Source organism: Capnocytophaga sp. oral taxon 864, from assembly GCF_002998835.1.
Taxonomy (GTDB): domain Bacteria; phylum Bacteroidota; class Bacteroidia; order Flavobacteriales; family Flavobacteriaceae; genus Capnocytophaga; species Capnocytophaga ochracea.
Genome location: NZ_CP027232.1, coordinates 1,415,508 through 1,438,693, shown reverse-complemented (window position 1 = coordinate 1,438,693; position 23,186 = coordinate 1,415,508). Strand labels below are relative to the sequence as shown.

General features: G+C 37.8%; 21 protein-coding genes. 13 read left to right on the top strand and 8 right to left on the bottom strand.

The annotated features are described in order from the left end of the window. Nucleotides 1-9: 9 nt before the first annotated feature. Nucleotides 10-477, bottom strand: coding sequence for a ribosome assembly cofactor RimP (rimP, locus tag C3V44_RS06285; RefSeq protein ID WP_106095918.1), 468 nt, complete (start codon nt 475-477; stop codon nt 10-12). A 426-nt stretch (nt 478-903) separates the two neighbouring features. Here rimP and C3V44_RS06280 point away from each other — a divergent pair, with 426 nt between their 5' ends. From C3V44_RS06280 to C3V44_RS06255, 6 genes are all read left to right on the top strand, one after another. Then, nucleotides 904-1,101 (top strand): hypothetical protein, encoded by a 198-nt coding sequence (locus C3V44_RS06280; protein ID WP_106095917.1) that lies wholly within the window; start codon nt 904-906, stop codon nt 1,099-1,101. Nucleotides 1,102-1,368: 267 nt separating this feature from the next. Continuing rightward, nucleotides 1,369-2,241, top strand: coding sequence for a hypothetical protein (locus C3V44_RS06275; RefSeq protein WP_106095916.1), 873 nt, complete (start codon nt 1,369-1,371; stop codon nt 2,239-2,241). Nucleotides 2,242-2,245: 4 nt separating this feature from the next. Then, nucleotides 2,246-3,130, top strand: a complete 885-nt coding sequence (locus tag C3V44_RS06270) for a hypothetical protein (RefSeq protein WP_106095915.1) — start codon at nt 2,246-2,248, stop codon at nt 3,128-3,130. Between the two features lie 4 nt (nt 3,131-3,134). Continuing rightward, the gene (locus C3V44_RS06265; protein WP_106095914.1) at nt 3,135-3,956 is read left to right on the top strand and encodes a hypothetical protein; all 822 of its coding nucleotides are present in this window, start codon (nt 3,135-3,137) and stop codon (nt 3,954-3,956) included. Nucleotides 3,957-3,960: 4 nt separating this feature from the next. After that, a complete protein-coding gene (locus C3V44_RS06260; protein ID WP_106095913.1) occupies nt 3,961-4,818 on the top strand; it encodes a hypothetical protein in 858 nt (285 codons plus the stop codon). A 33-nt stretch (nt 4,819-4,851) separates the two neighbouring features. Continuing rightward, a complete protein-coding gene (locus tag C3V44_RS06255; RefSeq protein ID WP_106095912.1) occupies nt 4,852-5,679 on the top strand; it encodes a universal stress protein in 828 nt (275 codons plus the stop codon). 70 nt (nt 5,680-5,749) lie between these two features. Here C3V44_RS06255 and C3V44_RS06250 read toward each other — a convergent pair whose 3' ends face one another. After that, nucleotides 5,750-6,286 (bottom strand): hydrolase, encoded by a 537-nt coding sequence (locus tag C3V44_RS06250; RefSeq protein ID WP_106095911.1) that lies wholly within the window; start codon nt 6,284-6,286, stop codon nt 5,750-5,752. A gap of 45 nt (nt 6,287-6,331) precedes the next feature. Continuing rightward, nucleotides 6,332-8,347, bottom strand: a complete 2,016-nt coding sequence (locus C3V44_RS06245) for a M3 family metallopeptidase (RefSeq protein ID WP_106095910.1) — start codon at nt 8,345-8,347, stop codon at nt 6,332-6,334. A gap of 353 nt (nt 8,348-8,700) precedes the next feature. Between C3V44_RS06245 and C3V44_RS06240 the strand changes: the two genes are divergently transcribed. The 7 genes from C3V44_RS06240 to C3V44_RS06210 all read left to right on the top strand — a co-directional run bounded on the left by C3V44_RS06240 (nt 8,701) and on the right by C3V44_RS06210 (nt 14,582). Continuing rightward, entirely contained in the window at nt 8,701-9,228 is a 528-nt protein-coding gene (locus C3V44_RS06240; protein ID WP_106095909.1) for a YqiA/YcfP family alpha/beta fold hydrolase, read from the top strand. A 58-nt stretch (nt 9,229-9,286) separates the two neighbouring features. Further along, complete coding sequence (hemB, locus tag C3V44_RS06235; protein ID WP_106095908.1) at nt 9,287-10,273, top strand: porphobilinogen synthase; 987 nt, start codon at nt 9,287-9,289, stop codon at nt 10,271-10,273. Between the two features lie 182 nt (nt 10,274-10,455). Next, entirely contained in the window at nt 10,456-10,956 is a 501-nt protein-coding gene (locus C3V44_RS06230) for a cytochrome c (RefSeq protein ID WP_106095907.1), read from the top strand. Nucleotides 10,957-11,118: 162 nt separating this feature from the next. Further along, nucleotides 11,119-12,369 (top strand): hemolysin family protein, encoded by a 1,251-nt coding sequence (locus C3V44_RS06225; RefSeq protein ID WP_002675186.1) that lies wholly within the window; start codon nt 11,119-11,121, stop codon nt 12,367-12,369. Between the two features lie 1,197 nt (nt 12,370-13,566). Beyond that, entirely contained in the window at nt 13,567-13,821 is a 255-nt protein-coding gene (locus C3V44_RS06220; RefSeq protein WP_106095906.1) for a hypothetical protein, read from the top strand. Then, nucleotides 13,811-14,104, top strand: coding sequence for a type II toxin-antitoxin system RelE/ParE family toxin (locus tag C3V44_RS06215; protein ID WP_009420238.1), 294 nt, complete (start codon nt 13,811-13,813; stop codon nt 14,102-14,104). The genes C3V44_RS06220 and C3V44_RS06215 overlap by 11 nt, the downstream gene beginning before the upstream one ends. 136 nt (nt 14,105-14,240) lie before the next feature. Further along, nucleotides 14,241-14,582, top strand: a complete 342-nt coding sequence (locus C3V44_RS06210; protein ID WP_106095905.1) for a transcriptional regulator — start codon at nt 14,241-14,243, stop codon at nt 14,580-14,582. A gap of 236 nt (nt 14,583-14,818) precedes the next feature. Here the strand turns inward: C3V44_RS06210 and purL are convergent, their stop codons facing one another. From purL to C3V44_RS06190, 5 genes are all read right to left on the bottom strand, one after another. Beyond that, the gene (gene purL / locus C3V44_RS06205) at nt 14,819-18,490 is read right to left on the bottom strand and encodes a phosphoribosylformylglycinamidine synthase (protein ID WP_106095904.1); all 3,672 of its coding nucleotides are present in this window, start codon (nt 18,488-18,490) and stop codon (nt 14,819-14,821) included. Between the two features lie 43 nt (nt 18,491-18,533). Continuing rightward, nucleotides 18,534-19,181 (bottom strand): Fic family protein, encoded by a 648-nt coding sequence (locus C3V44_RS06200; protein WP_254425405.1) that lies wholly within the window; start codon nt 19,179-19,181, stop codon nt 18,534-18,536. A 365-nt stretch (nt 19,182-19,546) separates the two neighbouring features. Further along, nucleotides 19,547-19,729, bottom strand: coding sequence for a hypothetical protein (locus C3V44_RS11960; RefSeq protein WP_129588182.1), 183 nt, complete (start codon nt 19,727-19,729; stop codon nt 19,547-19,549). 179 nt (nt 19,730-19,908) lie between these two features. Then, nucleotides 19,909-21,699, bottom strand: coding sequence for an excinuclease ABC subunit UvrC (gene uvrC, locus C3V44_RS06195; protein WP_106095903.1), 1,791 nt, complete (start codon nt 21,697-21,699; stop codon nt 19,909-19,911). Between the two features lie 98 nt (nt 21,700-21,797). Further along, complete coding sequence (locus C3V44_RS06190) at nt 21,798-23,168, bottom strand: OmpA family protein (protein WP_009410584.1); 1,371 nt, start codon at nt 23,166-23,168, stop codon at nt 21,798-21,800. Between the last annotated feature and the right edge of the window lie 18 nt (nt 23,169-23,186).

Below are 23,186 nucleotides of genomic sequence, written 5' to 3'. Positions count from 1 at the left end.
TACGTTTAATTAAAATTTAATGATTACTTTAGTTTCTTTTATATCGGTGAGCGCAAACAAGTGCTCTTTTTTTACAGTGGTTTTACCTTTACCTACGGGTTTCGGTTCGCGAGTTTCAGTTTCGAGTACGGTTTTACCTTCAACAATGCCTTTCAGTACTCCTTCGTGTGTTTTGCCGTCGAGTGTTGTGATTTGCACGGTTCTACCCACATTTTTAGTGTATTGGCGTTCCATTACAAAAGGCTCAGTAGCACCAAACGAAGTAACCTCCAGGGCGAAATCTACCACCTCGCGGTCTAAAGAGTTTTCAATAGCACGGCTAAGCTCTATACAATCGTCAATACCCACGCCTTTATCTCCGTCGATAGTCACGCGAATGGTATTGTCAGTTCCTACGCTTAAATCGGTTAGAAATAGTTCAGGGTGCTCGCTTAAAGCCTTATTAACTAACTCTTTAACTTGGTCTTTGAAATTCATTTGCTATAAAAAGAGGGGACTTAAATGTCCCCTCAAGTATTATTTTTCGGTGCAAAGATACGACGAATTTTCTAAATAACAAGAAAAAAAGTAAAAAAAGTTTGGAAAATTAGGTAAATAAGTGGTAGTTTTTGGGCTGTTATTTTAATCTCTCGATCTGTTCTAATTTAAGTTTTTTAAGGAGAAATCATTACTTTTAGCTAAAAGTAGAATAATCAAAAAAATAAAGAGTATGAAAGTATATTTTTTTGTATTATCATTGTTCATTAGTACTTTTGCTTTGGCGCAAGAAGATAGTTTTTATGTACAAGATTCTATTATGTTGCTCAGTCAGCTTAAAAGATAAAAGTTTTAAGATAAACAAAAGAGTAACAATAGGTTGGGTTTCTCCTATAGAAGGTTCTTAATCATTTACCTAATAGTAAGTTGCAAGTTGAGAAGGATTTTGATGCTATTTTTGACGATGTTTTTTATCAAAAGCTAACTCAAGGAGCTTTTTCGCTTTCTATTCAAAGGAAGATTTTTGTAGATCTTGATTCTACACAAAGAGTAGAACTTGTCTATTTTCATTTATTTTTAGGGATTATTGGTTTGAAGAAAGAGGGAGAAAGTTTTGTTTTATAAAGATTGAATATCACTAGAGGGGTGTATGCGCAATAAGTGTTTAGAATTGTAAAGATTACCTATTTCTTTTTACTGTTGAATGTAGTGTTTTATAGCTTTATATATTATATTTTGAGTAACATAACAAAATAAAGTTTAGAAATTTACATAATAAAAGACCGATTTTACAAAGGAATGAAAAGTAAAATAAAAAAAAGGAAAGATTTTTCTTGCAAATAAAAAATAAAAGTTATATATTTGCCTCATCAAATGAATAAAACACATAAAATGAAATATATACTTAACATTGTGATAGGAGTCTTTATGTTAGTTCTTTTGGAATGCAATGTTAAAGAAGAATCTGATAATCCTCACAAAGACCTTGAAAAAGAAAAACCGTGGAAAGAGTTTATAAAAGAGAAACTCGGTATTCCTGCTGAAGCTCAAATAACATATGAAGCATTTGGTGTAGTGGGATATCCATCTTATCTACTTGCTAAAAATAAAAAAACTTTTTACTTCTATAAATATGACGATGACTACAAAGTTCTTGCTAAACATATTGAAACACTTCCTGAAGATATAGAATTTAGAGGTGAAAAAGTAGGTCAGATAGATGCACAGCGTATAGAACCTATTCTGTATCAAAAAAATAATATTGCAATGGGAGGTATTAGAATATCATTTGCTATTGTAGAAAGTCCTTCTCATACCAGCTTTCAGTATGAATATTATTCAAAAAAGTTTGTTTTAAGTGATGAAGCCGTAAAAGTAGTAGATATTCCTTATGAAATACAAGAAATAGAATATATGGAAGGAATAGGTTGTTTTATTGCTATAGCAGATAATTATCAATGGCGACTATTATACGATACCAATTGGAATTTGTGGGGAAAAGTGCCCTTGTATTTTCATAAACTTCCCTATTCTGGTAAAAAATCATTTGCTGTATTGAATAATGATAAGGAAGTAATCCTCTTTGAATTTAAAAATAATAAATTAGTAAAAAAATACATTGCAGCACTTCTTGAGAAAACTGATTGTATTGCTGAAATAAATTTTGAAAAGAACGAAATTCTAATCTATCTTTATAAAAATGGTAATAAAAAGAATTACTATTTCAAATTTACCGGAGAGGAACTAATGTTAGTCAATACATAATGCTATGAAAAAAATATATATACTTATTGTAGGATTTTCTATATTGGCACTCTCAGGGTGTAACACCAAGGACAATAATGATGTTATTGGAGAAAAAGAAGAACCTAAAAAAGAAAAGACAAAAGATGAATTGTTAAAGGAAAAACTTAATATTCCTATAGAAGCTGAAATAATAGAGCAAACAATTCCTCGAATAGGCTTTCCTTCCGATGTGCTTGCGAAACACAACAATACGTTTTATTTTTATAAATATGATTCTCAAACCTATCAAGTGCTTTCTAAACACATAGAAACTCTTCCCGATAGTTTAACGTTTAGAGGTGAAAAAGTAGCCCAAATGGATACAAAACGCTTACAACCCACTTTTGTGTATGTCAATGGATATGTGAGCGTAGCAACTATAAAAGTACAGTTCGAAGATGATGGCGATTTTGAATATGAACTATACAACAAAAAGTTTATCTTAAACGACGAAAATGTAAAAGTAGTAGATATACCTTATAAAGTAGCCTTCATAAAATACCAAGAAGGCTTAGGGTATTTTGTAACTATAGAAGGAAATAGAGATAAACAATTGTTGTATGATGCTAATTGGGATTTCTGGAGTGAAATACCTATGCAAATCTATACCTATGATTGTTATCGTATTAATAAAAAATATGCTGTCCTAAAAAATGAACATGAGATACTTCTCTTGGAATATCAAGGTAATGCTTTTGTAAAGAAATACGTAGGAGTTCTCCCCGAACTAATAACAGGTTATTATCCTAGCTTAAAAGTAGAAAAAGATATTGTCCAAATATATTTATATAAAGAAGACAATATTAGTCATCAAAAGAATTACTATTTCAAATTCACAGGGAAAGAATTAATTTTGGTTAATATATAATACTATGAGAATACTTGTAACCAATTTGGTTTTAATAGTAATGATAGCTTGTGCAAAAGAAGAGGCTACTTCTAAGATAGAGGAAAATAACTCCAAGCAACAAAATATGGTGATAAAAGCTAAATATACTGATTATTACCACCCTTATATGACGTATATTGCTGGAGTAAAAGGAAAAACTACTCTCTGTTGTTATACTATTAAAAAAGGAAAAATCATCGCACAAGGAGAAAAAACAATGCCCCAGAAACTGAAAATACGAAAAAAATGGTTTGATTTCAATGAAGCAAAAATAGCAGTAAGACATTGTGGTAGTGTAGTGCTAGCATCTTTAGAAGTAGACTATCCTACAGTGGAGTCACCTGGATTTAGAATTTCTGAAACAGCTTATTACAAAGAGCATCTTGTAATGGGAAGTGATAAGATATCAGCCATAGAAGTGGATAGTATCAATACTATTAAGGCTTATGAAGGAATGGGATACCTTGTAAGTTCACCTGGGCTTACTAGTGATCCATATCGTTACTACGACCCTCAATGGTCGTATGTAGGTCTCTTCTATCCATATACACAAATTGAAAATGATAGTAGAAACGGTTGGGATTACTTTGTAGTTGATATACAGAATGAAGTAGTGCTTTTTAGAGTTGAAGAACAACGTGTGATAGCTAAATATACTAAAAAAATACCTTTTTCTCCTAAAGAAGAAATTATACCCGAGTTTTCTAACACTAATAAAACAATCATTTTTAGAGATAAGGATGGACATCTAAAAAATTATATATTAGTACTAAAAAATGAACAACTTGTAGAAAAAAATAATTGAAACGATGAGAAAAATACTAATATACACTATATTTCTATTCCCTTTTATAGCTTGTCATTTAAAAGAGGAAGAACCCTCCAAACCTAAGGAAGAAATAACTGATATAAATGACCCCTTTCAAGAATTTAAAAAAGAATTAGGTATTCCTCAAGAGGTAGAAATACAAGGTCGAGAATCAGGTTATCCCGATCCTGAAAATACTTATACTATAGGTAAATATAAAAATACTTTCTATTTTTATTTGATTAGAAACAAGAAGATTATAGCTCAACATCAAGAAACACTTCCTGAAAAAGTGATTATAAATGGACGTAACTTCAATACCGAGGAACTAAAAGTAAATTTCTATAGAGATAATGAGGTGCAAGTAGGTCGTATAGTTGCACAACAACCTTTGGTAGAACCACAAGGATTTAGAGAAGATAAAGATAGATATTATCACAAAAAGTTTGTCTTTTCCAATGATAAAATCTATGAAGTATCTCTTGAAAAACTATATGGTATTAGTAAAGAAGGAGACTTAGGTTTCTTTGTTCAAATTTATTCTAGAACCGATAGACCGCGATTGGCTTACAATAAAGAGTGGCAGCTATTAGGTAAAGTAGCGGGGTGGGGGCAAAGTAATTATTGGAAAAGTGATACGTTCTATGCTATAAAAAACAAGAACACTCTTACCCTTTTTAGAATGAACAACAAGCAAGTTACAGCTAAGTATACCTATATACTTCCTTTCAGCGATGAAGATGTAGTGCCTATAATAGAAGCTCGCGAAAAATTCGAGATTTTCTTTGAAGATAATGAAGGTAATAAAAAAACATATAGTCTGAAATTCGAGAATTATAAAATTATTCCTAACACATAAAATTTAATTAATAACTAAAAAAAATAGATTCTTATGAAAAACATTTTAGTAACCACCGATTTTTCAGAAAAGTCAATCGCTTCACTACACGTTGCGATTAACTTAGCCAAGCAACACAATGCCAAAGTATATGTGTTGCACGCCATTGAACTTCCTATCCGCTTAATGACCGAAAGTCAAGTATCGGTTCCCGAAGCGATGTATTTCCTCAACCTTACTAAACAGCGTTTCAACGACCTTAAAAAGGAAATTGATACCACTGTCGAAGTGATTGACCTTGTTGAAACCGCTCCGCTACCCGAAGCTGTGGAAGAAGTTGTAAAGAAATACCATATCGACCTCGTGTTTATGGGCTCTAATGGGGCTTCAGGCGCCAAAGAACTCTTTATAGGCTCTAATGCTGAAAAAGTAGTCCGCTCTACCTCTGTGCCTGTATTGGTAATTAAAAATCCACACGAGAAGCTCAAAATTAGACATATGATGTTTGGTTGCGATTTCTCTAAACGATTTTTAAAACCTTTTGAAAAGGCACTGAAACTTGCTAAAGTATTTGGTGCTAAGGTTGATTTGGTGTATGTTAATACTCCTTACCAGTTCCTTACTACTTCCGAAATAAACAAACGTATGGAAGAGTTTCTTAAAGAAGCTGAACACTCTCATCAGCATTTTGAAACACACGTTTATAACGATATTCGTGTAGAAACAGGAATCTTAAACTATGTGAAGGAAAACAATATAGACCTTATCTGTATGTTCCCTAACGGACGTAAGGGTATTGCTCACTTCTTCAATGGAAGTATCAGTAGTGACCTTGTAAATCACTCCAGCACACCTGTGCTCACTATTAAATTAGAAAAGTAGGAGAATGTTAATGTAAAAAGGCTGTAAGAAAACTCTTACAGCCTTTTTATTAATCATTAGCCATTAATCATTATTTCACTAATTTTGCTATTTCCTTAAATCGCGGGTGCCCGGCAGTACGCAAGAGGGCGAAGAGAGTCGCTTCGGTGCTTAATAGAGTAGCTCCTGCATCACGTAGCATTGTGAGCCCGATGTGCTTATTGCTTTCGGTGCGCGAAGATACTGCATCGGCAATTACGGATACTTCATAACCTTCAGCGAGCAAATCGAGCGCAGTTTGGTAAATACAGATATGGGTTTCAATACCTATAAGCAATACGTGCTTGCGATTGTTAGCACTAAGCTCCTTGCGGAACTCAGCATTGCCCCAAGCTGAAAAGCTACTTTTCTTCACGGGGGTTTTGCCTTCTAATATCTCAGCAATCACAGGGTGAGTAGCACCCAACTTATCGGGCATTTGCTCCACCCAAATGATAGGAAGCTCTAAGAGCTTGCACCCCTCAATAAGAATCCTGCTGTTGTGTAACACCTCTTCCGATTTATAAACGATTTGTGATAACTTTCCTTGAATATCAAGGATTACCAATTGTGTATTTTCTGTTGTCATACTATTGATTATTATTATTAATTGATACTCATCTTCTATCTTATTTTATCTCTTATCTAAGTCGAATCCTGCTCTTCTCATTAAAGCATCTATAGAGGGCTCTTTTCCACGAAAACGTTTGTAAAGGGTCATTTCCTTCTCACTACTACCTTTGCTGAGCACTTCTCTGCGGAAACGAGTAGCTACCTCAGTATTAAAAATACCTGCTTCCTTAAAAACTTCAAAAGCATCAGCATCTAGCACTTCCGACCATTTGTAACTATAATACCCTGCGGCATAACCTCCACTAAAAATATGTGAAAAGGCGGGCGAAATACACATCGCTTCCACAGTTGGATAGAGTTGGGTTTCTTTGGTAACTGTTTGTTCAAAAGTGCGAACATCTTCAAGGCGTTCCAAATGAGGGTAGGTATGCCACGCCATATCTAAGAATCCAAAATTTAACTGACGCACACTTAAAAGTCCTTCCATAAAGACACTGGCTTCTTTTATTTTTTGCACCCATTCTATGGGCAAAGGCTCACCTGTTTGGTAATGTGTTGCAAAAAGGCGCAAAATTTCTTCTTCGTAACACCAGTTCTCCATCAGCTGGCTGGGAAGCTCTACAAAGTCGCGGGCTACATTAGTACCGCTTAGAGAAGGGTACGTAACCTTAGAAAGCATACCGTGAAGAGCGTGCCCAAACTCGTGGAAGAGAGTCGTCAGTTCGTTGAAGGTGAGCAAGGAAGGAGCCGAAGCAGTAGGGCGCGTGAAGTTACACACTATGGAAATGTGTGGACGCGAATCTTTTCCGTCACTATCAGTGTATTGCTCTTTATAAGAAGTCATCCACGCGCCATTGCGTTTGCCTGTACGTGGAAAGAAATCGGTGTAGAAAAGGGCAAGATATTCTCCTTTATCATCGGTTACTTTATAGGTTTGTACTTCGGGGTGATACTTTTCTACCTCATCGGTAAGGGTGAAGTGCAAACCGTAGAGCTTATGTGCTACTGCAAACATTCCTTCCACTGCTTTATCCAAAGATAAGTAGGGTTTTAATAGAGAGTCATCTATTTGATAGCGCTGTTGTTTCAGTTTTTCGGCATAATAAGCAAAATCCCATTGCTGAAAGTCATCAAGTCCTGAAAAGTCTTTTAGCTCTTCCAATTCTTTGATTGCTTGCGGTTTGGCTTTAGCTAAAAGTTTATTTAAGAAATCCATAACCTTTTCTGATGTTTCTGCCATACGTTCTTCTAATACCAAAGAGGCATAATCGGGATAACCCAATAGTGAGGCGCGTTGGGCACGTAACTCAGCGATACGCAATACATTGGCTTCGTTATTATAAGCACTATCACCTGCACAACGGCTATGATAGTCAATAAAAAGTTTACGGCGTAACTCACGGTTATTAGCATATTTCATCACGGCGGTATAGACAGGAAGGTCGAGGGTGATTACCCAACCTTCTTTATGGTGCTTTTTGGCTTCGGTAGCGAGCATCTCTAATACAAAGTCGGGTAGACCGCTGAGCTCTTCTTTATGGGTAATCACCCATTGGTAATGCTGTGTTTCAGCCAATACATTTTCTGAAAACTTCAGTTTGAGGCGCGCCAATTCCTTGTCAATTCTGCGCAAATGCTCTTTATCATTCGATGATAAATTTGCACCATTGCGAGTAAAACTCTTATAAGTCTTTTCAAGTAGAGTATGTTGTTCTGGTGAAGCGGAAAGGTAATTGCGGGTTTTGTAAACTGTTTCTACACGTTTAAAAAGCGCTTCGTTCAAACGGATGTCGTTGCTGTAATCGGTGAGCAGAGGCGAGATGCGTTGAGCTTCTGCTTGCAGGGTTTCGTTCGTTTCGGCACTGTTCAAGTTGAAGAACATTGCCGTAAGTCGGTCGAGTTCTAATCCCACATAAGCCAAAGGCTGTATTGTATTCATATAGGTAGGCACTTCTGGATTATGAGCAATGGTATTAATTTCTTTGAGGCTTTTGGCAATAGCTTTTTGGATGGCTGGTAGATAGTCGGTAGGAGCAAAGCGCGAAAAGGGCGCTGCGTTATAAGGTGTTTGGAACATATAGGTTGTTTTTTATTATAAGAGTGCAAATATATATCTTTATGCGGGAATTAGCAAATTAGCAGAAGAGAAAATAGATAAATGGCACTAATTTTTTTAGTGAAAAGAAAAATATTGAAATATAAAGGTAGAAAAAGGAAAATGAATTTTGGAGCCTTCTGAGACGAACCTAAAGCGAACCTAAGGCGAAGGTAAGGCGAAGCTAAGACGAAGAAAAGGTGCTTTTAAGTTGATTTTGAGGTGATAAGAAGAGGGTTTTAAGTTGACTGAAGTTTTAAATTTTGTTAAAGTCAATTTTCCAAACGAAACATTTCTGACTATAGCTAACAGAAGACAAATTTGTCAATTAAAAAATGTTTTGTACCTTTGCACTCATTATGAAAATACTCTATTTACACGGTCTCGATAGCTACTTACAAGATGATAGGCGCGCAGTGCTCACCCCTTACGGTGAAATCTTCGCTCCTACGATTGACTATCGGAATGCGCCTAACCTCTTTGCTGAGTTACAAAAAGAGTATGCTGAGGTTGATGTGCTTATAGGTTCGAGTCTTGGAGGGCTCATTGTCTATTACCTCGCTCAAAAGCTTGGAAAACCTTGCTTGTTGTTCAATCCTGCGCTTACCTATCGACACGAAGTGCCTTTTAACACCCAACCCAACCCTAATTACCGCGCTTATATGCAGATAGTTATCGGTTTGCAGGACGACGTCATCACACCGTGGGAGTCGCTATCAGTTCTCCGAGAAGATATGAGTTCTCAGCAAAATATAGAAATTCACCTCTTGAATACTATGGCACACACTTACCCCATAGAGATTTTTGAAAAAGAAGTGAAGGAGTTTTTTGAGGTAAAAGATGCGAGCCACACGAGCAGATAGCAGGTAAAAAGATAAATAAGGACTAAATGTTAATCATTAAAATTAATAACTAAATATAATGTATCCACTGAGAAGAAACCGCCGTTTGCGCGTAAGCGATACGGTACGTAGTTTGGTAAAAGAAACGATTGTTACCCCGAATGATTTTCTTGTACCTCTCTTTGTAGTTGAAGGTACTGGCGTAAAAGAAGAAATAGCCTCTATGCCGGGTTATTACCGTTATAGCCTCGACCTATTGGCAAAAGAAGTAAAAGAGCTCTGGAGCTTAGGACTCAAATCGGTATTACTGTTTGTGAAAGTGCCTGACGCTCTCAAAGACAACAAAGGCGTAGAAGCAGCCAACCCCAATGGTTTGATGCAACGCGCTATTAAAACTGTGAAAGAAGCAGTTCCCCAAATGCTCGTAATGACTGATGTAGCACTCGACCCTTATTCAATTTATGGTCACGATGGTATTGTGGAAAACGGGCGCATTGTGAACGATGCTACTGTAAATGCTCTTTGTACAATGGCACTCTCACACGCTCAGGCAGGTGCTGATTTTATTGCGCCCAGCGATATGATGGACGGACGTATCCTCGCCTTGCGTGAAACCCTTGAAGACAATAGCTTTGAGCACGTAGGGATAATGGCTTATAGTGCCAAGTACGCCTCAGCTTTCTACGGACCTTTCCGCGATGCACTCGACAGTGCTCCCGTAGACCAACAGGATATCCCTAAGGATAAGAAAACTTACCAAATGGACTATCACAACCGCCTCGAAGCCTTACGCGAGACCCGTATGGATATAGAGGAAGGCGCTGATATTGTGATGGTAAAACCAGGGCTTTGCTATTTAGACATCGTTCGCGAAGTGAAGAATATGAGCGAAGTGCCCGTAGCTGTTTACCAAGTATCGGGTGAATACGCAATGCTGAAAGCTGCCACTGCCAACGGTTGGCTCGACCACGATGCTGTAATGATGGAACAAATTGTGAGTATCAAGCGCGCCGGTGCTGACCTTATCGCTAGCTATTTTGCTAAGGAAGTCGTAAAACTTTTATAGGCAACAATCTTCCTGAGGGAGATAAATAGAACAAATCACACCAAATCAAACAGGGAATCTATATCTTTGTTTAATTTTCTTATTGATTTTTGTTTAATTTCTATGGCTTTAGCTATATTTCTTTACAAAACAAGAATACTTAATTAATTTTCATAGCGCAAGCTATATTTCTTTATACACTAATGAAAAAACACTTTTTAACATTCGCCACTATGGCACTTTTAACCGCTTGTGGTGGCGGAACAAACAACAATAACACCACCACCGATAGTACTACCCAAGAGGCAACTACTACTGCACCTGCCCCTTCAAACAGTGCACCAGAACCCGATTTTCCCGATTGGCAAAACAACAAAGGGATAGGTCCAGTGAAGACCATCACCCCACCCTTAGCTGATACCCCCGATGCAGCAATGGTAGCCAAAGGAGAAGAGACTTTCAATACCTATTGCACCGTGTGCCACCGTCCTAAAAAGCGACTCACAGGACCTGCAATGATAGGTTTGCTCGACCGCCGTACGCCAGAGTGGGTGATGAATATGATTCTCAATCCCGATGTGATGGAGAAGCAAGACCCTATCGCCAAGAAGTTGGTAGAAGAGTACAACACCTTAATGCTCAACCAGCGCTTGAACGAACAACAAGCTCGTGAAGTTTTGGAGTACATCAGAACAATAAAATAAGAAATAATTGTTCATTATCTATTTTTTTGTATCTTTGCCGAGTGAATAACTTAAAATAAGAATCACTAATGAAGAAGCTTGCACTCAGCTTAGCTATTATAACAAGTGTTGCACTTATATAAAAGGCAGTTGATAGCAACTGCCTTTTTCTATTATACCCTTATGGAACCTATTTCTGTAATAATTATTCTTACTACACTCGTGCTTTCAGCCTTCTTTTCGGGGTTTGAAATCGCTTACGTGTCGTCTAACAAAGTACACGTAGAAATCCTTAAAAAGCAAGAAGGAGTGATTGCTAATGTGCTTACCAAACTCACCCGAAAGCCTTCTAAACTACTGGCTACTATGCTTGTGGGCAATAACGTAGCCCTTGTAGTGTATGGGTTTGAAATGGGAAAGGTAATGACAGTTCTTTTGCCTCCTTTCTTCCAAAATGTCCTTTGGCATACCATTATTTCTACTCTCATAATTCTCATCACGGCAGAGTTTATGCCCAAAGTGTTCTTCCAGATTTATGCGAACCAACTCCTAAAAGTATTTGCTATTCCTGCATACTTTTTCTATCTGCTGTTCTATCCGTTTTCCAGCTTTGTGATGTGGATATCCGACTTTGTCTTACGCGTATTCTTTAAGACGAAAGGCGATTATGTGCCTCTTTCGTTCTCTAAAGTAGAGCTGGTAGATTATATCTCCGAACAGATGGAAAACGCTCCTAAAAAAGAAGAGGTAGATAGTGAGGTGCAGATGTTCCAAAACGCCTTGGAGTTCTCGGGCGTAAAAGCACGTGAAATAATGATTCCGCGTACTGAAATAGTAGCCGTGGAGCTCAATGAATCTATTGAAAATCTTATTGCTACCTTTGTATCATCAGGGTTTTCCAAAATATTGATATACAACGAAAATATAGATGATATTTTGGGTTACGTGCACTCTTTCGATATGTTCAAGAAGCCAAAAAACATTAAAGAAGTGCTTATTCCTATTGTGAATATCCCTGAGACTATCCAGATAAACGAAGTACTAAACATTCTCACCCGCAAACGCAAGAGTATGGCAGTAGTACTCGATGAGTATGGAGGTACTTCGGGCATTGTAACCTTAGAAGATATCGTAGAAGAACTCTTTGGCGAAATAGAAGACGAACACGACAAAGATAAGTTTATAGAAGAACAAATATCCGACACTGAATACCTTTTTTCAGCGCGTTTGGAGGTCGAATACCTCAATGAAACCTATCATTTGGATATCCCAGAAAGCGAGGAATACGAAACACTTGGCGGTTTTATAGTGCTTCATAACGAAGGAATCCCTACTCAAGGCGAAGTGATAGAAATCCCTCCTTTTACCTTCACTATCGAAGCCTGCTCACAGACTAAAATAGAAACCGTAAGACTTACTGTGAATAACGAATAGCGAATAGCGAAAAGTGATTAATCCCCTTTAAAAATAATGTATCAACTCCTGTTAAAGAAGTGAAGTACAGGGTCGCAAAAGGATTACTGCAACACCTTATTAACTATTAATCACTAATCATTAACCATTAAAAAAAGACCCTCCCTTTCGGAAGAGTCTTTTTTCACAATGCATATAAATACTACTACTAACTCCAAAATGAATACTTTTAAGTTGATAAAATTTTATGAACTTAAAAGTATTTGTTTTTTCTCATAAAATTTTGTCTTTAAATAGCCTAATAAATGACTTTGTAATTTAGTTTTTTCAGTCTTTGCTTCAATGATTCAATGTTTCTTATAGTAATTTTGATTAACAATGTTTATTTTAGCAATCTCTGTGTCTTCTCAAAATCTTGTTTCAATGAATAATTTTTATCTAACAATGTTTCTTATAGCAATTTTTCAGTAATTTTGTTTAATTCAGTTTTTTCAAGCAATTTTTAGTGTCATCATTTATTATATTTAAATGCACTTGCAAGTTTTACTAACATCCCGTCTGTCAAACTTACATTATCTATATTGAAAATAGCGTGCCAAAAATGATAAAGTAGCCTTTTTTACATTTAAATAGCTTATTATCAATGTCTAATATTGTTTTAGATTCTTTACTTCAATATCCCTAAAATCTTCATTTTGTGTATACGCTACACGATTAACCTGTATAATATTCTCATTTTACACGGCTCATTTTCAGTTTTCTCCCACACGAAAAAGAAGCAGTATCAAAATTCACACTAAACAAGATAATTGATATTATTCTATTTCTTCAGTTCTTAATACCATCATCTTGTCTCTCTCTTAACTTTCCTTATTTGTCGATTTATTTCCCTCAAAAACCCGTTTTATTTTTCATTTTTAGCTATTCATTATCAACTATTTATATACCCTTTCTATACCAATCGTCCAAGATTCGTATAAGCTTCCTATAAGCTCTCTATAAGCTAACCCCACCCAATTTACAGCTTATCTTTCACCTTTTACCTAACTCACCTCCTTCGAACTTCTTCGTTATCTTCCGGAAGTTCAAATTCATTTCTGATATCTCAAAGTTTTTCTGATATTTTCTAAGTCTCTCTGAGATTTCTCAAGTCTAAAATTAAAAATCTTCTTGCTTTTCAGGAAAGAATCAGTATCTTTGTAAAAAAATAATAGAATTATGAGTATTGCAGTATTAACACATAATCCAAATGTTCAGTTTATAACCGATAGTAATGGAAGAACAGTATCAGCCATAGTTCCTATAAATGAATATAATACTATGTTGAAAATCATAAAACAATATGATTCCGATGATGAGTTTACAGAAGAAGAATTAAAAAGAATAGCCTTATCGCATCAGCAAGCTAAAGAGGGAAAAATGGTAAAGAGTGAAGAAGTTTTTAAAATGCTAAGGGCTGAGTATGGAAATTAATTGGACTAATGAGGCTATTGAAAGCTTTAGAGATACACTTCGTTATTGGAGTAAACGGAATTGTAATAATGATTATTCCAATAAAATTATTGATGAGGTAGAAAAAACTGAAGTTTTTCTAAAAGAAAATCCTATGTTACTTTCAAAATTTGTAGAAGAGGTTAAATTATATAAAATACTAATTATGAAAGGGAAGTTTGCTTTGTATTACGATTTTATAGAAGAAGAAAATCTAATTGTAATAAAATTTTTTAGAAGCACCAAGCAAAAACCTTTAGAGTAGTTTTTTAGTTGCAAAAAGAAATGATTACGACAGAATTTAGCTAATCACTACAATGTAAGTGCCCATTCGTTAGCTCACAGCATTAACACTCCTGATATAAAGAAGTCTTTTTAAAATCGGTAGATTAACAAAACTTATGACGGAATCCTTACTTTTTATCTCTGAAGAAATAGATGTCAACCCTCGTGCATCTTGGGCAGAGCTTTTGCAAATAACTTTTGTAAATAAGAAGCAATATTTTTCTATAAGTAGATTAGCTTATGAAGAAGAACTCTATTTTGAATACAATGAGCAAACTCACTACATTTATGCCTTGTGCCAAGATGTAGAGTTTGAATTGAAAGCCAATGCCTTGCATATCCATATCACAAAGAAGCTAAAAGGTAATTGCCCTTTCAGTACTATTACAATACAATTACCTTCTTTTTCTGTTGATTTAGAAGAAGTGTTTCAAGAATTAAAAAAGAAAGTCCGATAAAAGAATTATCGGACTTCTTCATTAACCAACCAAAACTTTAAATTATGAAAACTATTATTTGAAGTTTACAATGAGCTACCACCCTCATTGCGAGGCAAAGGTACGAATAAAACAGTACTTGTCAAGCGTATTTTTAAGTTTAACAAAAGTTTAATATAAAAGGGGCTTATAGAGCCCCTTTTTAGGGTAAATTTAATACTTATGCACTTATTTTTTTAAGATTTTGTTTACCATTTTTATTTGGCATTACGTGCTTCAATCCACTTGCGGGCATTGATAAATGCCTCTAACCAAGGACTAACCGCTGCTTTTTTACTCGGATAGTACGCCCATTGCCAAGGAAAAACTGAACGCTCTATATGGGGCATCGTTACCAAATGTCGCCCTGTTTTGTCACATAACATAGCCGTGTTGTAATCAGAGCCGTTAGGGTTTGCAGGGTACTCCTGATAAGCGTATTTACCTACGATATTGTACTGATTTTCTGCCAATGGCAAGTGAAATTTCCCTTCGCCGTGTGATATCCATACCCCTAAGGTACTACCGGCAAGGGTGGAGAGCATCACCGAGTTGTTTTCAAGAATGGTTACTGATACAAAGCCACTTTCGTGCTTGCCACTATCGTTGTGCCACATTTTGCCGTGCTCAGTGTGCTCAGGATTGATGACTTCTAATTCCATAAACAACTGACAGCCATTACAGATACCTACCGAAAGAGTGTCGGGACGGGCAAAGAAGTTGTCTAACGCTTTTTTAGCTTGCTCGTTGTAAAGCAAAGCACCAGCCCAACCTTTGGCACTGCCTAACACATCGGAGTTAGAGAAACCGCCCACAGCTCCTATAAATTGTACATCTTCTAAGGTTTCGCGTCCGCTGATAAGGTCGGTCGTATGCACATCTTTCACATCAAAGCCTGCTAAGTATAGGGCATTTGCCATTTCGCGCTCGGAGTTGCTACCCTTTTCGCGTATCACTGCTGCTATAGGGCGTTTGCCTGTGGGGTGTGCGGGTTTTTCGCCCGTGAAATGCGCTGGGAAAGTGTATTGTAGAGGCTGCTCAGAGTAATTTTGATAACGCTCGGTCGCCTTGTCATTTTGCGTTTGTTGTTTGTCTAACAGGTAAGAAGTGAGGTACCACACATCGCGCAATTCGGGGATGTTAAAGTGGTGTTCTTTGCCTGAATGATGAATGACAAGTTCTTCAGAAGTAGTTACTTCGCCTATATTTGCCCACTCTAAACAGTATTCAGTGAATATTGTTGCTTCAACACTGCTATCGGCTTGTATTACTACCCCTGCGTTTTCGGCAAAGAGGGTTTTGATAAGGTCTTCACCGAAAAAGAGCTCGCTGAGATCAATATTTGCTCCTAAGCCGTTTTCGGTAAAACACATTTCTAAGAGCGTTGTGATAAGTCCGCCGCTACCAATGTCGTGTCCTGCTTGTATTTTACCTTCTTTTATCAGTTCTTGGAGTGCATTAAAGGCGTCTTTAAAGTAGGTAGCATCTTTGATGGTAGGGGCTTCCTCGCCTATACGGTTGAGAATTTGGGCAAAAGCTGAACCTCCTAATTTTAAACTATCGTCTGAAAAGTTGATATAGTAAATATTACCTCCGTTCTTTTTGAACACAGGCTCTACTACTTTTTGCACGTCAGTACAATGGGCAGCCGCCGAAATAATCACCGTACCTGGGGCAATCACATCACCACCTTCGGGGTATTTTTGTTTCATCGATAGGGAATCTTTACCAGTAGGGATATTGATACCCAATTCAATCGCAAAATTAGAAGCTGCTTCTACAGCTTCGTACAAACGCGCATCTTCTCCTTTATTACGGCACGCCCACATCCAGTTGGCGGATAGCGATACACTTTGCAAGCCGTCTTTTAGTGGTGCCCAAACAATGTTAGTCAGTGCTTCGGCAATAGCATTGCGACTACCTGCGGTAGGGCTGATGAGTGCCGTAAGAGGCGAATGACCAATACTGGTAGCGATTCCTTCTTTGCCATTGTAGTCCAAAGCCATAACCCCAACGTTGTTCAAAGGGAGTTGTAGTGCACCTGCACATTGTTGTTTCGCGACTTTGCCCCCTACACAACGGTCTACCTTATTAGTAAGCCAGTCTTTACAAGCCACACTTTCTAATTGCAGTACCTGTGTTAAATAGTTGTGCAACTGACTTGAATAGTAGTGTAACTCTTCGTAATTAGTAATTACTGTTTCATCGGTCATTATGGTTTTTGGCGAACTGCCAAAGAGCGCGCTGAGGTCTAAATCCATTGGGTGGGGACCTTTCTTTTTAGATACAATGCTGAAATGCTTGTCGTTGGTAACTACGCCCACCTCGTACATAGGCGCACGTTCGCGGTCGGCAATGGTTTTTAGTTTGGCAATAGCCGAATTGGGCAATACCAATCCCATACGCTCTTGAGATTCATTGCCTATAATTTCCTTGTCTGATAGGGTAGGGTCGCCTACGGGCAGTTTGTCTAAGTCAATTTTACCACCGGTTTCTTCTATGAGTTCCGATAAGCAGTTGAGGTGTCCGCCAGCCCCGTGGTCGTGTATAGAAACGATAGGGTTCTCGTCCAATTCTACCATTGCGCGGATAGCATTGGCAGCGCGTTTTTGCATTTCGGGATTCGAACGCTGTACGGCATTGAGCTCAATACCTGTACCAAAAGCGCCAGTATTGGCAGATGATACGGCAGCCCCTCCCATACCTATGCGGTAGTTTTCACCGCCTAAGATAACGATTTTGTCGCCTTCCTTGGGGGTGTGCTTTATAGCTTGTGAGGCTTTGGCATAACCCACACCTCCTGCTTGCATAATTACCTTATCGAAGCCTAATTTGCGTCCGCCTTCTTCGTGTTCAAAGGTGAAGAGAGAGCCCGTAATGAGTGGTTGCCCGAATTTATTACCAAAATCGCTTGCCCCGTTAGAGGCTTTGATGAGGATATCCATTGGCGTTTGGTACAACCATTGGCGTTCAGCCATTCCTTTTTCCCAAGGGCGGTCTTCTTCCAATCGAGGGTAAGCCGTCATATACACAGCTGTACCTGCCAAAGGCAAAGAACCTTGTCCGCCCGCGAGACGGTCGCGTATTTCACCTCCCGAACCTGTAGCAGCCCCGTTGAAAGGCTCTACCGTAGTGGGGAAGTTGTGGGTTTCGGCTTTGAGTGAGAGCACTGCCTCAAAAGGTTTTACCTCGTAGAAATCGGGTTTATCGGCACTTTTAGGTGCAAACTGGTCGACGGTAGCCCCTTTGATGAAAGCCACATTGTCCTTATAAGCCGAAACAATGCTATTAGGATGTTCTTGTGAAGTCTTTTTAATGAGTTTGAAGAGGGTAGAAGGTTTTTCCTCACCGTCGATAATAAAAGTGCCGTTGAAGATTTTATGGCGGCAGTGTTCGGAGTTGATTTGTGAGAAGCCAAACACTTCCGAGTCGGTGAGTTTGCGCCCCAATTGTTGAGAGAGATTTTGCAAATAGGCAACTTCTTCAGCGCTTAGTGCAAGCCCTTCTTGCTGGTTAAATGCCTCGATATCATCGATTTCGAGTGTTGTTTGCGGTTGAATGTCGATAGTAAAACTCTCCTGAGTAAGACCGTTGTATCGCTCAAAGAGCATAGGGTCGAAAGGCGTATCAGGGGCGGTTACCTCGTGGAACTCCTCAATGCGGGTAATCCCGTGGATATCCATATTTTGGGTAATTTCCACCGCATTGGTACTCCAAGGGGTAATCATCGCCACACGAGGTCCGATGAAAGTACCGCTAAGGGTAGGGGAGGGGATTTGCTGGGCATTGCCAAACAGCCATTTCAGTTTGTTGAGGTCGGTCTCAGTAAGGGCAGCTTCGGTAGCTACCACATAGATAGTGTTTTTTGGGTTTTTAAAGAAAAGAAGCATTATTATCCAATTAACGATTAGCAATTAACAATTAATAATTCAGTTATTGAGTAGTATTTTTCAAAAAGTTAGGTAGCATTAGTAAGAAAGGTATGCTGTTATTATAATTCAGTTTTTCGTAAAAGAACCCTAACAGAGCTATATTCTTGTAGTAAGTTTCACGCTGTTCCCAATAATTGATTTCAGAGGGTATAAACCAAGCATTTTTACCTGTTTTTTCAGCTAAGAACCATTTTTCGAGTAAGCGCGCTGTACGCCCGTTACCATCGTCAAAAGGGTGTATCTTTACTAAAAATAAGTGCAATAATGAGGCATAGAAGAACGTTTCTTCTACAGATAATGTTCGTTTTATGAGCTCTTCTAAGAAATTACAAAAAGCGTCAAACTCACTTTTCACTTCTTCCTTAGCGCAGGCTTCATAGATAACGATTCCTTTTGCCACATCGCGTATAATCATATCCGAAGTACGCACTTTTCCTTGTGAACTGTCGGTTAGCAAATTCTTTGTAATAATTTTATGTGCTTTCAGTAAGTTAGCAACAGTAAGGGGGGAGTTCTGAGCAAAAGTATAGGCAGCAAACACATCGTTAGGTTTCTCAACTAAGTTTTTTTGATAAATTACTCCATTTAATTTATGTTTCAAATAGCTATCGATGTCTAATACTTCTCCTTCAATTTTCGAAGAAGCCATAGAAGAAACAGCCGTATAGAACTGAAAACTCTCCTTTGTAAGAGGTATTTCTTTTATTTTTGAGAGAGATAGAGGAATGTTTACCTCTATCTTTTTTTGTAGAGCTCAAATAATTTATCTGTGATACTAATTGCTTCAGAAACTTTCATAGTTATTCATTCTTTCCCTTTATCCGCTACTTTATCATATAATAATAGAGGTTTCTTTTTCAGTGATTTGCGTTGTGTTGGTGCTGTTGTTGCAAGCTACCATTGCCATTGCCAAAAGAGCTACCATACTTAGTTTTTTCATAGGTGTTTTTTCTAAGATGAAACTTGCGACAAAGATACAAAATAATTATGAATAATATATTAAAAACTTTCTAATTAAAAGAATAAATTATTTTTATAGCAAAAGTACTCATTATACACCTCTAAGAACCCAGATTTGTAGTACTGTTCTTCATCTTTTGTTCGTTGTTTGTTCGTCTTTTCTTCGTCTTTTGTTCGTCTTTTCTTCGTTGTTTGTTCGTTGTTTGTTCGTTGTTTGTTCGTCATTTGTTCGTTCATTTTTTATCTGCCCGTGCGGCTCGCACCGTCTTTTGTTCGTCTTAGCTCCGAATAATGTTTGATTATAAAGCTATTACAGCTGAGCTGTCTACTGCTTTCGCCATAGATTATTTCTATAATGGAACTTGCTCTAAAGGTATGAAACAAATTGTAATTAGCAACAGATAAAGCCTTCGTTTTTATTTATGACTCTGGAAATATTCATATACTCTCTTACCTCTAAAACCTGCTACTTGGGTAAGCTCCTCTAAAGTAGCTTCTCTTATGCGTTTTACCGATTTAAAATGTTGTAAGAGTGTTTCTTTAGTTTTTTCTCCTATGCCCTCTACTCCATCAAGCTCCGATACGATAGCCGATTTACTCCGTTTTTGCCGGTGGAAGGTAATCCCAAAACGGTGAGCTTCATCACGTAACTGCTGTATCACTCGCAAGGTTTCCGAACGCTTGTCTAAATACAATGGAATACTATCCTCAGGGAAATATATTTCTTCCAAACGCTTCGCAATACCTATAATAGCTATCTTTCCGCGCAGTTCTAATTGCTCTAAGGCTTTTAATGCCGAAGACAATTGTCCCTTCCCGCCGTCTATTACAATCAGTTGTGGCAGAGGTTGTTCCTCGTCCAACAATCTTCGATAACGTCTATACACGGCTTCTTCCATCGAGGCAAAATCGTTAGGGCCTTCTACAGTTTTCACGTTAAAATGGCGATAGTCTTTTTTGCTCGGCTTCGCATTCTTAAATACTACACACGCCGATACGGGGTTCGTACCCTGAATATTCGAGTTGTCAAAGCACTCAATATGCACCGGTGGGACAGAGAGGTGCAAGTCGCGTTGCATCTGGGTGAGAATACGGTTCGTATGGCGTTCGGGGTCTACTATTTTCTCCTGTTTGAATCTATCTTGACGGAAGTGTTTGGCATTGCGCATCGATAGGTCTAAGAGTTGTTTTTTCTCACCTGCCTTAGGAATGGTCGCTTGTAATCCTTCTGAAAGAGTAACCTCAAAAGGCACAATAATCTCTTTGGAATTAGAGAAGAAACGTTCACGAATATCAATAATAGCGTATTCCAAGAGCTCTCTATCGGTTTCTTCCAATTTCTTTTTAATCTCCAAAGTATGAGCTCTCACAATCGCTCCGTAGGCTACTTGTAGGAAATTTACATAACCGTACTCTTCGTCCGAAACGATAGAAAATACATCTACATTGCTAATTTTACTACTTACGATGGTCGATTTTGCCTGATAGTTCTCTAAACTCTGTATCTTTTGCTTAATGAGATGTGCTTCTTCAAACCGCATTTCCGAAGCCAGTGCCATCATCTCCTCCTTAAACTGATGTAATGCATCTTTGAAATTCCCTTTGAGGATTTCTACAATCTGCTGAATATTCTGGTTGTAATCTGCTTCGTTTTGGTATCCTTCACAAGGCCCTTTACAATTTTTCAGATGATATTCCAAGCACACTTTAAACTTGTGGTTAGCGATGTTTTGCGGAGATAAATCGTAATTACAATTGCGCAAAGCGAAGAGCTCTTTTATCAAATCTAAAAGTGTGTGTACGGTTTTCATACTGGTATAAGGACCAAAGTACAGCGAACCGTCTTTTACTACCCTACGCGTAGAGAATACGCGTGGAAATCGTTCTTTCTTCACACATATCCAAGGATAGCTCTTGTCGTCTTTTAGGAGAATGTTATAGCGCGGTTGGTATTTCTTGATAAGGTTGTTTTCGAGTAGTAATGCATCACTCTCGGTAGCTACGACTATGTGTTCTATACGCACAATTTTTCTCACCAAAATACGTGTTTTGGCACTGTCGTGTTCCTTTTGGAAATAAGAAGAAACGCGCTTTTTCAAATTGACGGCTTTCCCTACATAAATAAGCGTGTCCGTAGCATCGTAAAACTGATAGACACCAGGATTAGTAGGTAAGGTTTGCAATTGAATTTCGATAGAAGGAAACATAAACAATTAGTAATTAATAACTGACAATTAATAATTAAAAAGAGGTTGTCCTTACGGGCAACCTCTTTTTATGTGTAACAAAAGGGTTAGAGAAACAACTATTTTACTAAGTTGATTTCAACACGACGGTTGAGCTCTCTACCTTTCTTAGTTTTGTTAGAAGCGATTGGTTTATCAGGACCGAAACCTTTTGCAGTCAAACGACTTTCATCGATACCTTTTTCAATCAAATAAGCTTTAACAGAGTAAGCTCTATCTTCTGATAATTTTTGGTTCTTAGCTCTCTTACCACTGATATCAGTGTAACCTTCAATAGAGAATTTAGAATTCTTGTATTGGTTCAATACGTCAACGATTTGGTTCAATACAGTTGCTGATTGAGGTTTGATAGTAGCTTTGTTTACGTCAAACAAGATAGTGCGTGCAAAGTCGTTCAATTTCTTTTGAACTTCTTCAGTTACTTCAGGACAACCGTTGTTTGAAGCAGGACCAGGTACGTCTACGCATTGGTCATCTTTATCAAGAACACCGTCACCATCAGTATCAGGCCAAGGACAACCGTTGTTTTCTTTAGGACCAGCTACATCTTTACATTGGTCTACGTTATCTGGCACACCATCACCATCAGTATCAGGGCATCCGTTAAATTCAGCTGGGCCAGCTTCATCAGGACAAGCATCATCTTTATCAGCGATACCATCATTGTCTCTGTCTGGGCAACCTTTTAATTCTGGTTTACCAGCTTCATCAGGACAAGCGTCGTCCTTATCAGCTACACCGTCATTATCGCGGTCTGGGCAACCTTTTAATTCTGGTTTACCTGGTTCATCTGGGCAAAGGTCATCTTTGTCAGCTACACCATCTTTATCACGGTCTTTTTTACCAAATTTAATGGTAATACCGGCAGCGTGTTGGAAGTAATCCTCTTTTGAATCAGATTGGAAAGTAGGGTGGTAAGCTGTCTGCAAGTTAATACCGATGTTTTCGGTAAACCAAAAGTTTACACCACCACCACCTAAGGCGCGGAATTTACCTTCGTTGTCAATAGCGGCATAACCACCACCTACTTGTAAGAATGGGTCAAACCATTTTACTTTCTCTTTGTTCCAAAGAGATTTAAAGTGGTATTGCAACGCTAAGTCTGCAGACCAGAAAGAAAAATCTACTTTGTTATCAAGATCTTTGTCATAACCGAATCCTTTTTCGATTTTGTTTAAAGAACCTGATAATTCAGCAGAAAAACCAGCTCCGATATATCTACCTACTGAAAGACGAGAAACTGCTGGAAGGATATTGATATCGCTTGGCCCTCCCCAGTCTTTCATTAAGTCCCCGAATGCATCAGGGGTACGAATATCAACGGAGTTCACTCCAAATCCTATTTGCCAAGGACTGTCTTCATCTTGTGCTTGAACTGCCACTGAAAAAGCAGCAGCTAAAGCAAATAAAGTTACTTTGATTTTCTTCATACTTAAAAAATGAATTTT

Bases quoted from the DNA above. Each gene is read 5' to 3' on its own strand.
- rimP (WP_106095918.1), bottom strand. From the start codon at position 477: ATGAATTTCAAAGACCAAGTTAAAGAGTTAGTTAATAAGGCTTTAAGC.
- C3V44_RS06275 (WP_106095916.1), top strand. From the start codon at position 1,369: ATGAAATATATACTTAACATTGTGATAGGAGTCTTTATGTTAGTTCTT.
- C3V44_RS06270 (WP_106095915.1), top strand. From the start codon at position 2,246: ATGAAAAAAATATATATACTTATTGTAGGATTTTCTATATTGGCACTC.
- C3V44_RS06265 (WP_106095914.1), top strand. From the start codon at position 3,135: ATGAGAATACTTGTAACCAATTTGGTTTTAATAGTAATGATAGCTTGT.
- C3V44_RS06260 (WP_106095913.1), top strand. From the start codon at position 3,961: ATGAGAAAAATACTAATATACACTATATTTCTATTCCCTTTTATAGCT.
- C3V44_RS06255 (WP_106095912.1), top strand. From the start codon at position 4,852: ATGAAAAACATTTTAGTAACCACCGATTTTTCAGAAAAGTCAATCGCT.
- C3V44_RS06250 (WP_106095911.1), bottom strand. From the start codon at position 6,286: ATGACAACAGAAAATACACAATTGGTAATCCTTGATATTCAAGGAAAG.
- C3V44_RS06245 (WP_106095910.1), bottom strand. From the start codon at position 8,347: ATGTTCCAAACACCTTATAACGCAGCGCCCTTTTCGCGCTTTGCTCCT.
- C3V44_RS06240 (WP_106095909.1), top strand. From the start codon at position 8,701: ATGTTTTGTACCTTTGCACTCATTATGAAAATACTCTATTTACACGGT.
- hemB (WP_106095908.1), top strand. From the start codon at position 9,287: ATGTATCCACTGAGAAGAAACCGCCGTTTGCGCGTAAGCGATACGGTA.
- C3V44_RS06230 (WP_106095907.1), top strand. From the start codon at position 10,456: ATGAAAAAACACTTTTTAACATTCGCCACTATGGCACTTTTAACCGCT.
- C3V44_RS06225 (WP_002675186.1), top strand. From the start codon at position 11,119: ATGGAACCTATTTCTGTAATAATTATTCTTACTACACTCGTGCTTTCA.
- C3V44_RS06220 (WP_106095906.1), top strand. From the start codon at position 13,567: ATGAGTATTGCAGTATTAACACATAATCCAAATGTTCAGTTTATAACC.
- C3V44_RS06215 (WP_009420238.1), top strand. From the start codon at position 13,811: ATGGAAATTAATTGGACTAATGAGGCTATTGAAAGCTTTAGAGATACA.
- C3V44_RS06210 (WP_106095905.1), top strand. From the start codon at position 14,241: ATGACGGAATCCTTACTTTTTATCTCTGAAGAAATAGATGTCAACCCT.
- purL (WP_106095904.1), bottom strand. From the start codon at position 18,490: ATGCTTCTTTTCTTTAAAAACCCAAAAAACACTATCTATGTGGTAGCT.
- C3V44_RS06200 (WP_254425405.1), bottom strand. From the start codon at position 19,181: ATGGCTTCTTCGAAAATTGAAGGAGAAGTATTAGACATCGATAGCTAT.
- C3V44_RS11960 (WP_129588182.1), bottom strand. From the start codon at position 19,729: ATGAACGAACAAATGACGAACAAACAACGAACAAACAACGAACAAACA.
- uvrC (WP_106095903.1), bottom strand. From the start codon at position 21,699: ATGTTTCCTTCTATCGAAATTCAATTGCAAACCTTACCTACTAATCCT.
- C3V44_RS06190 (WP_009410584.1), bottom strand. From the start codon at position 23,168: ATGAAGAAAATCAAAGTAACTTTATTTGCTTTAGCTGCTGCTTTTTCA.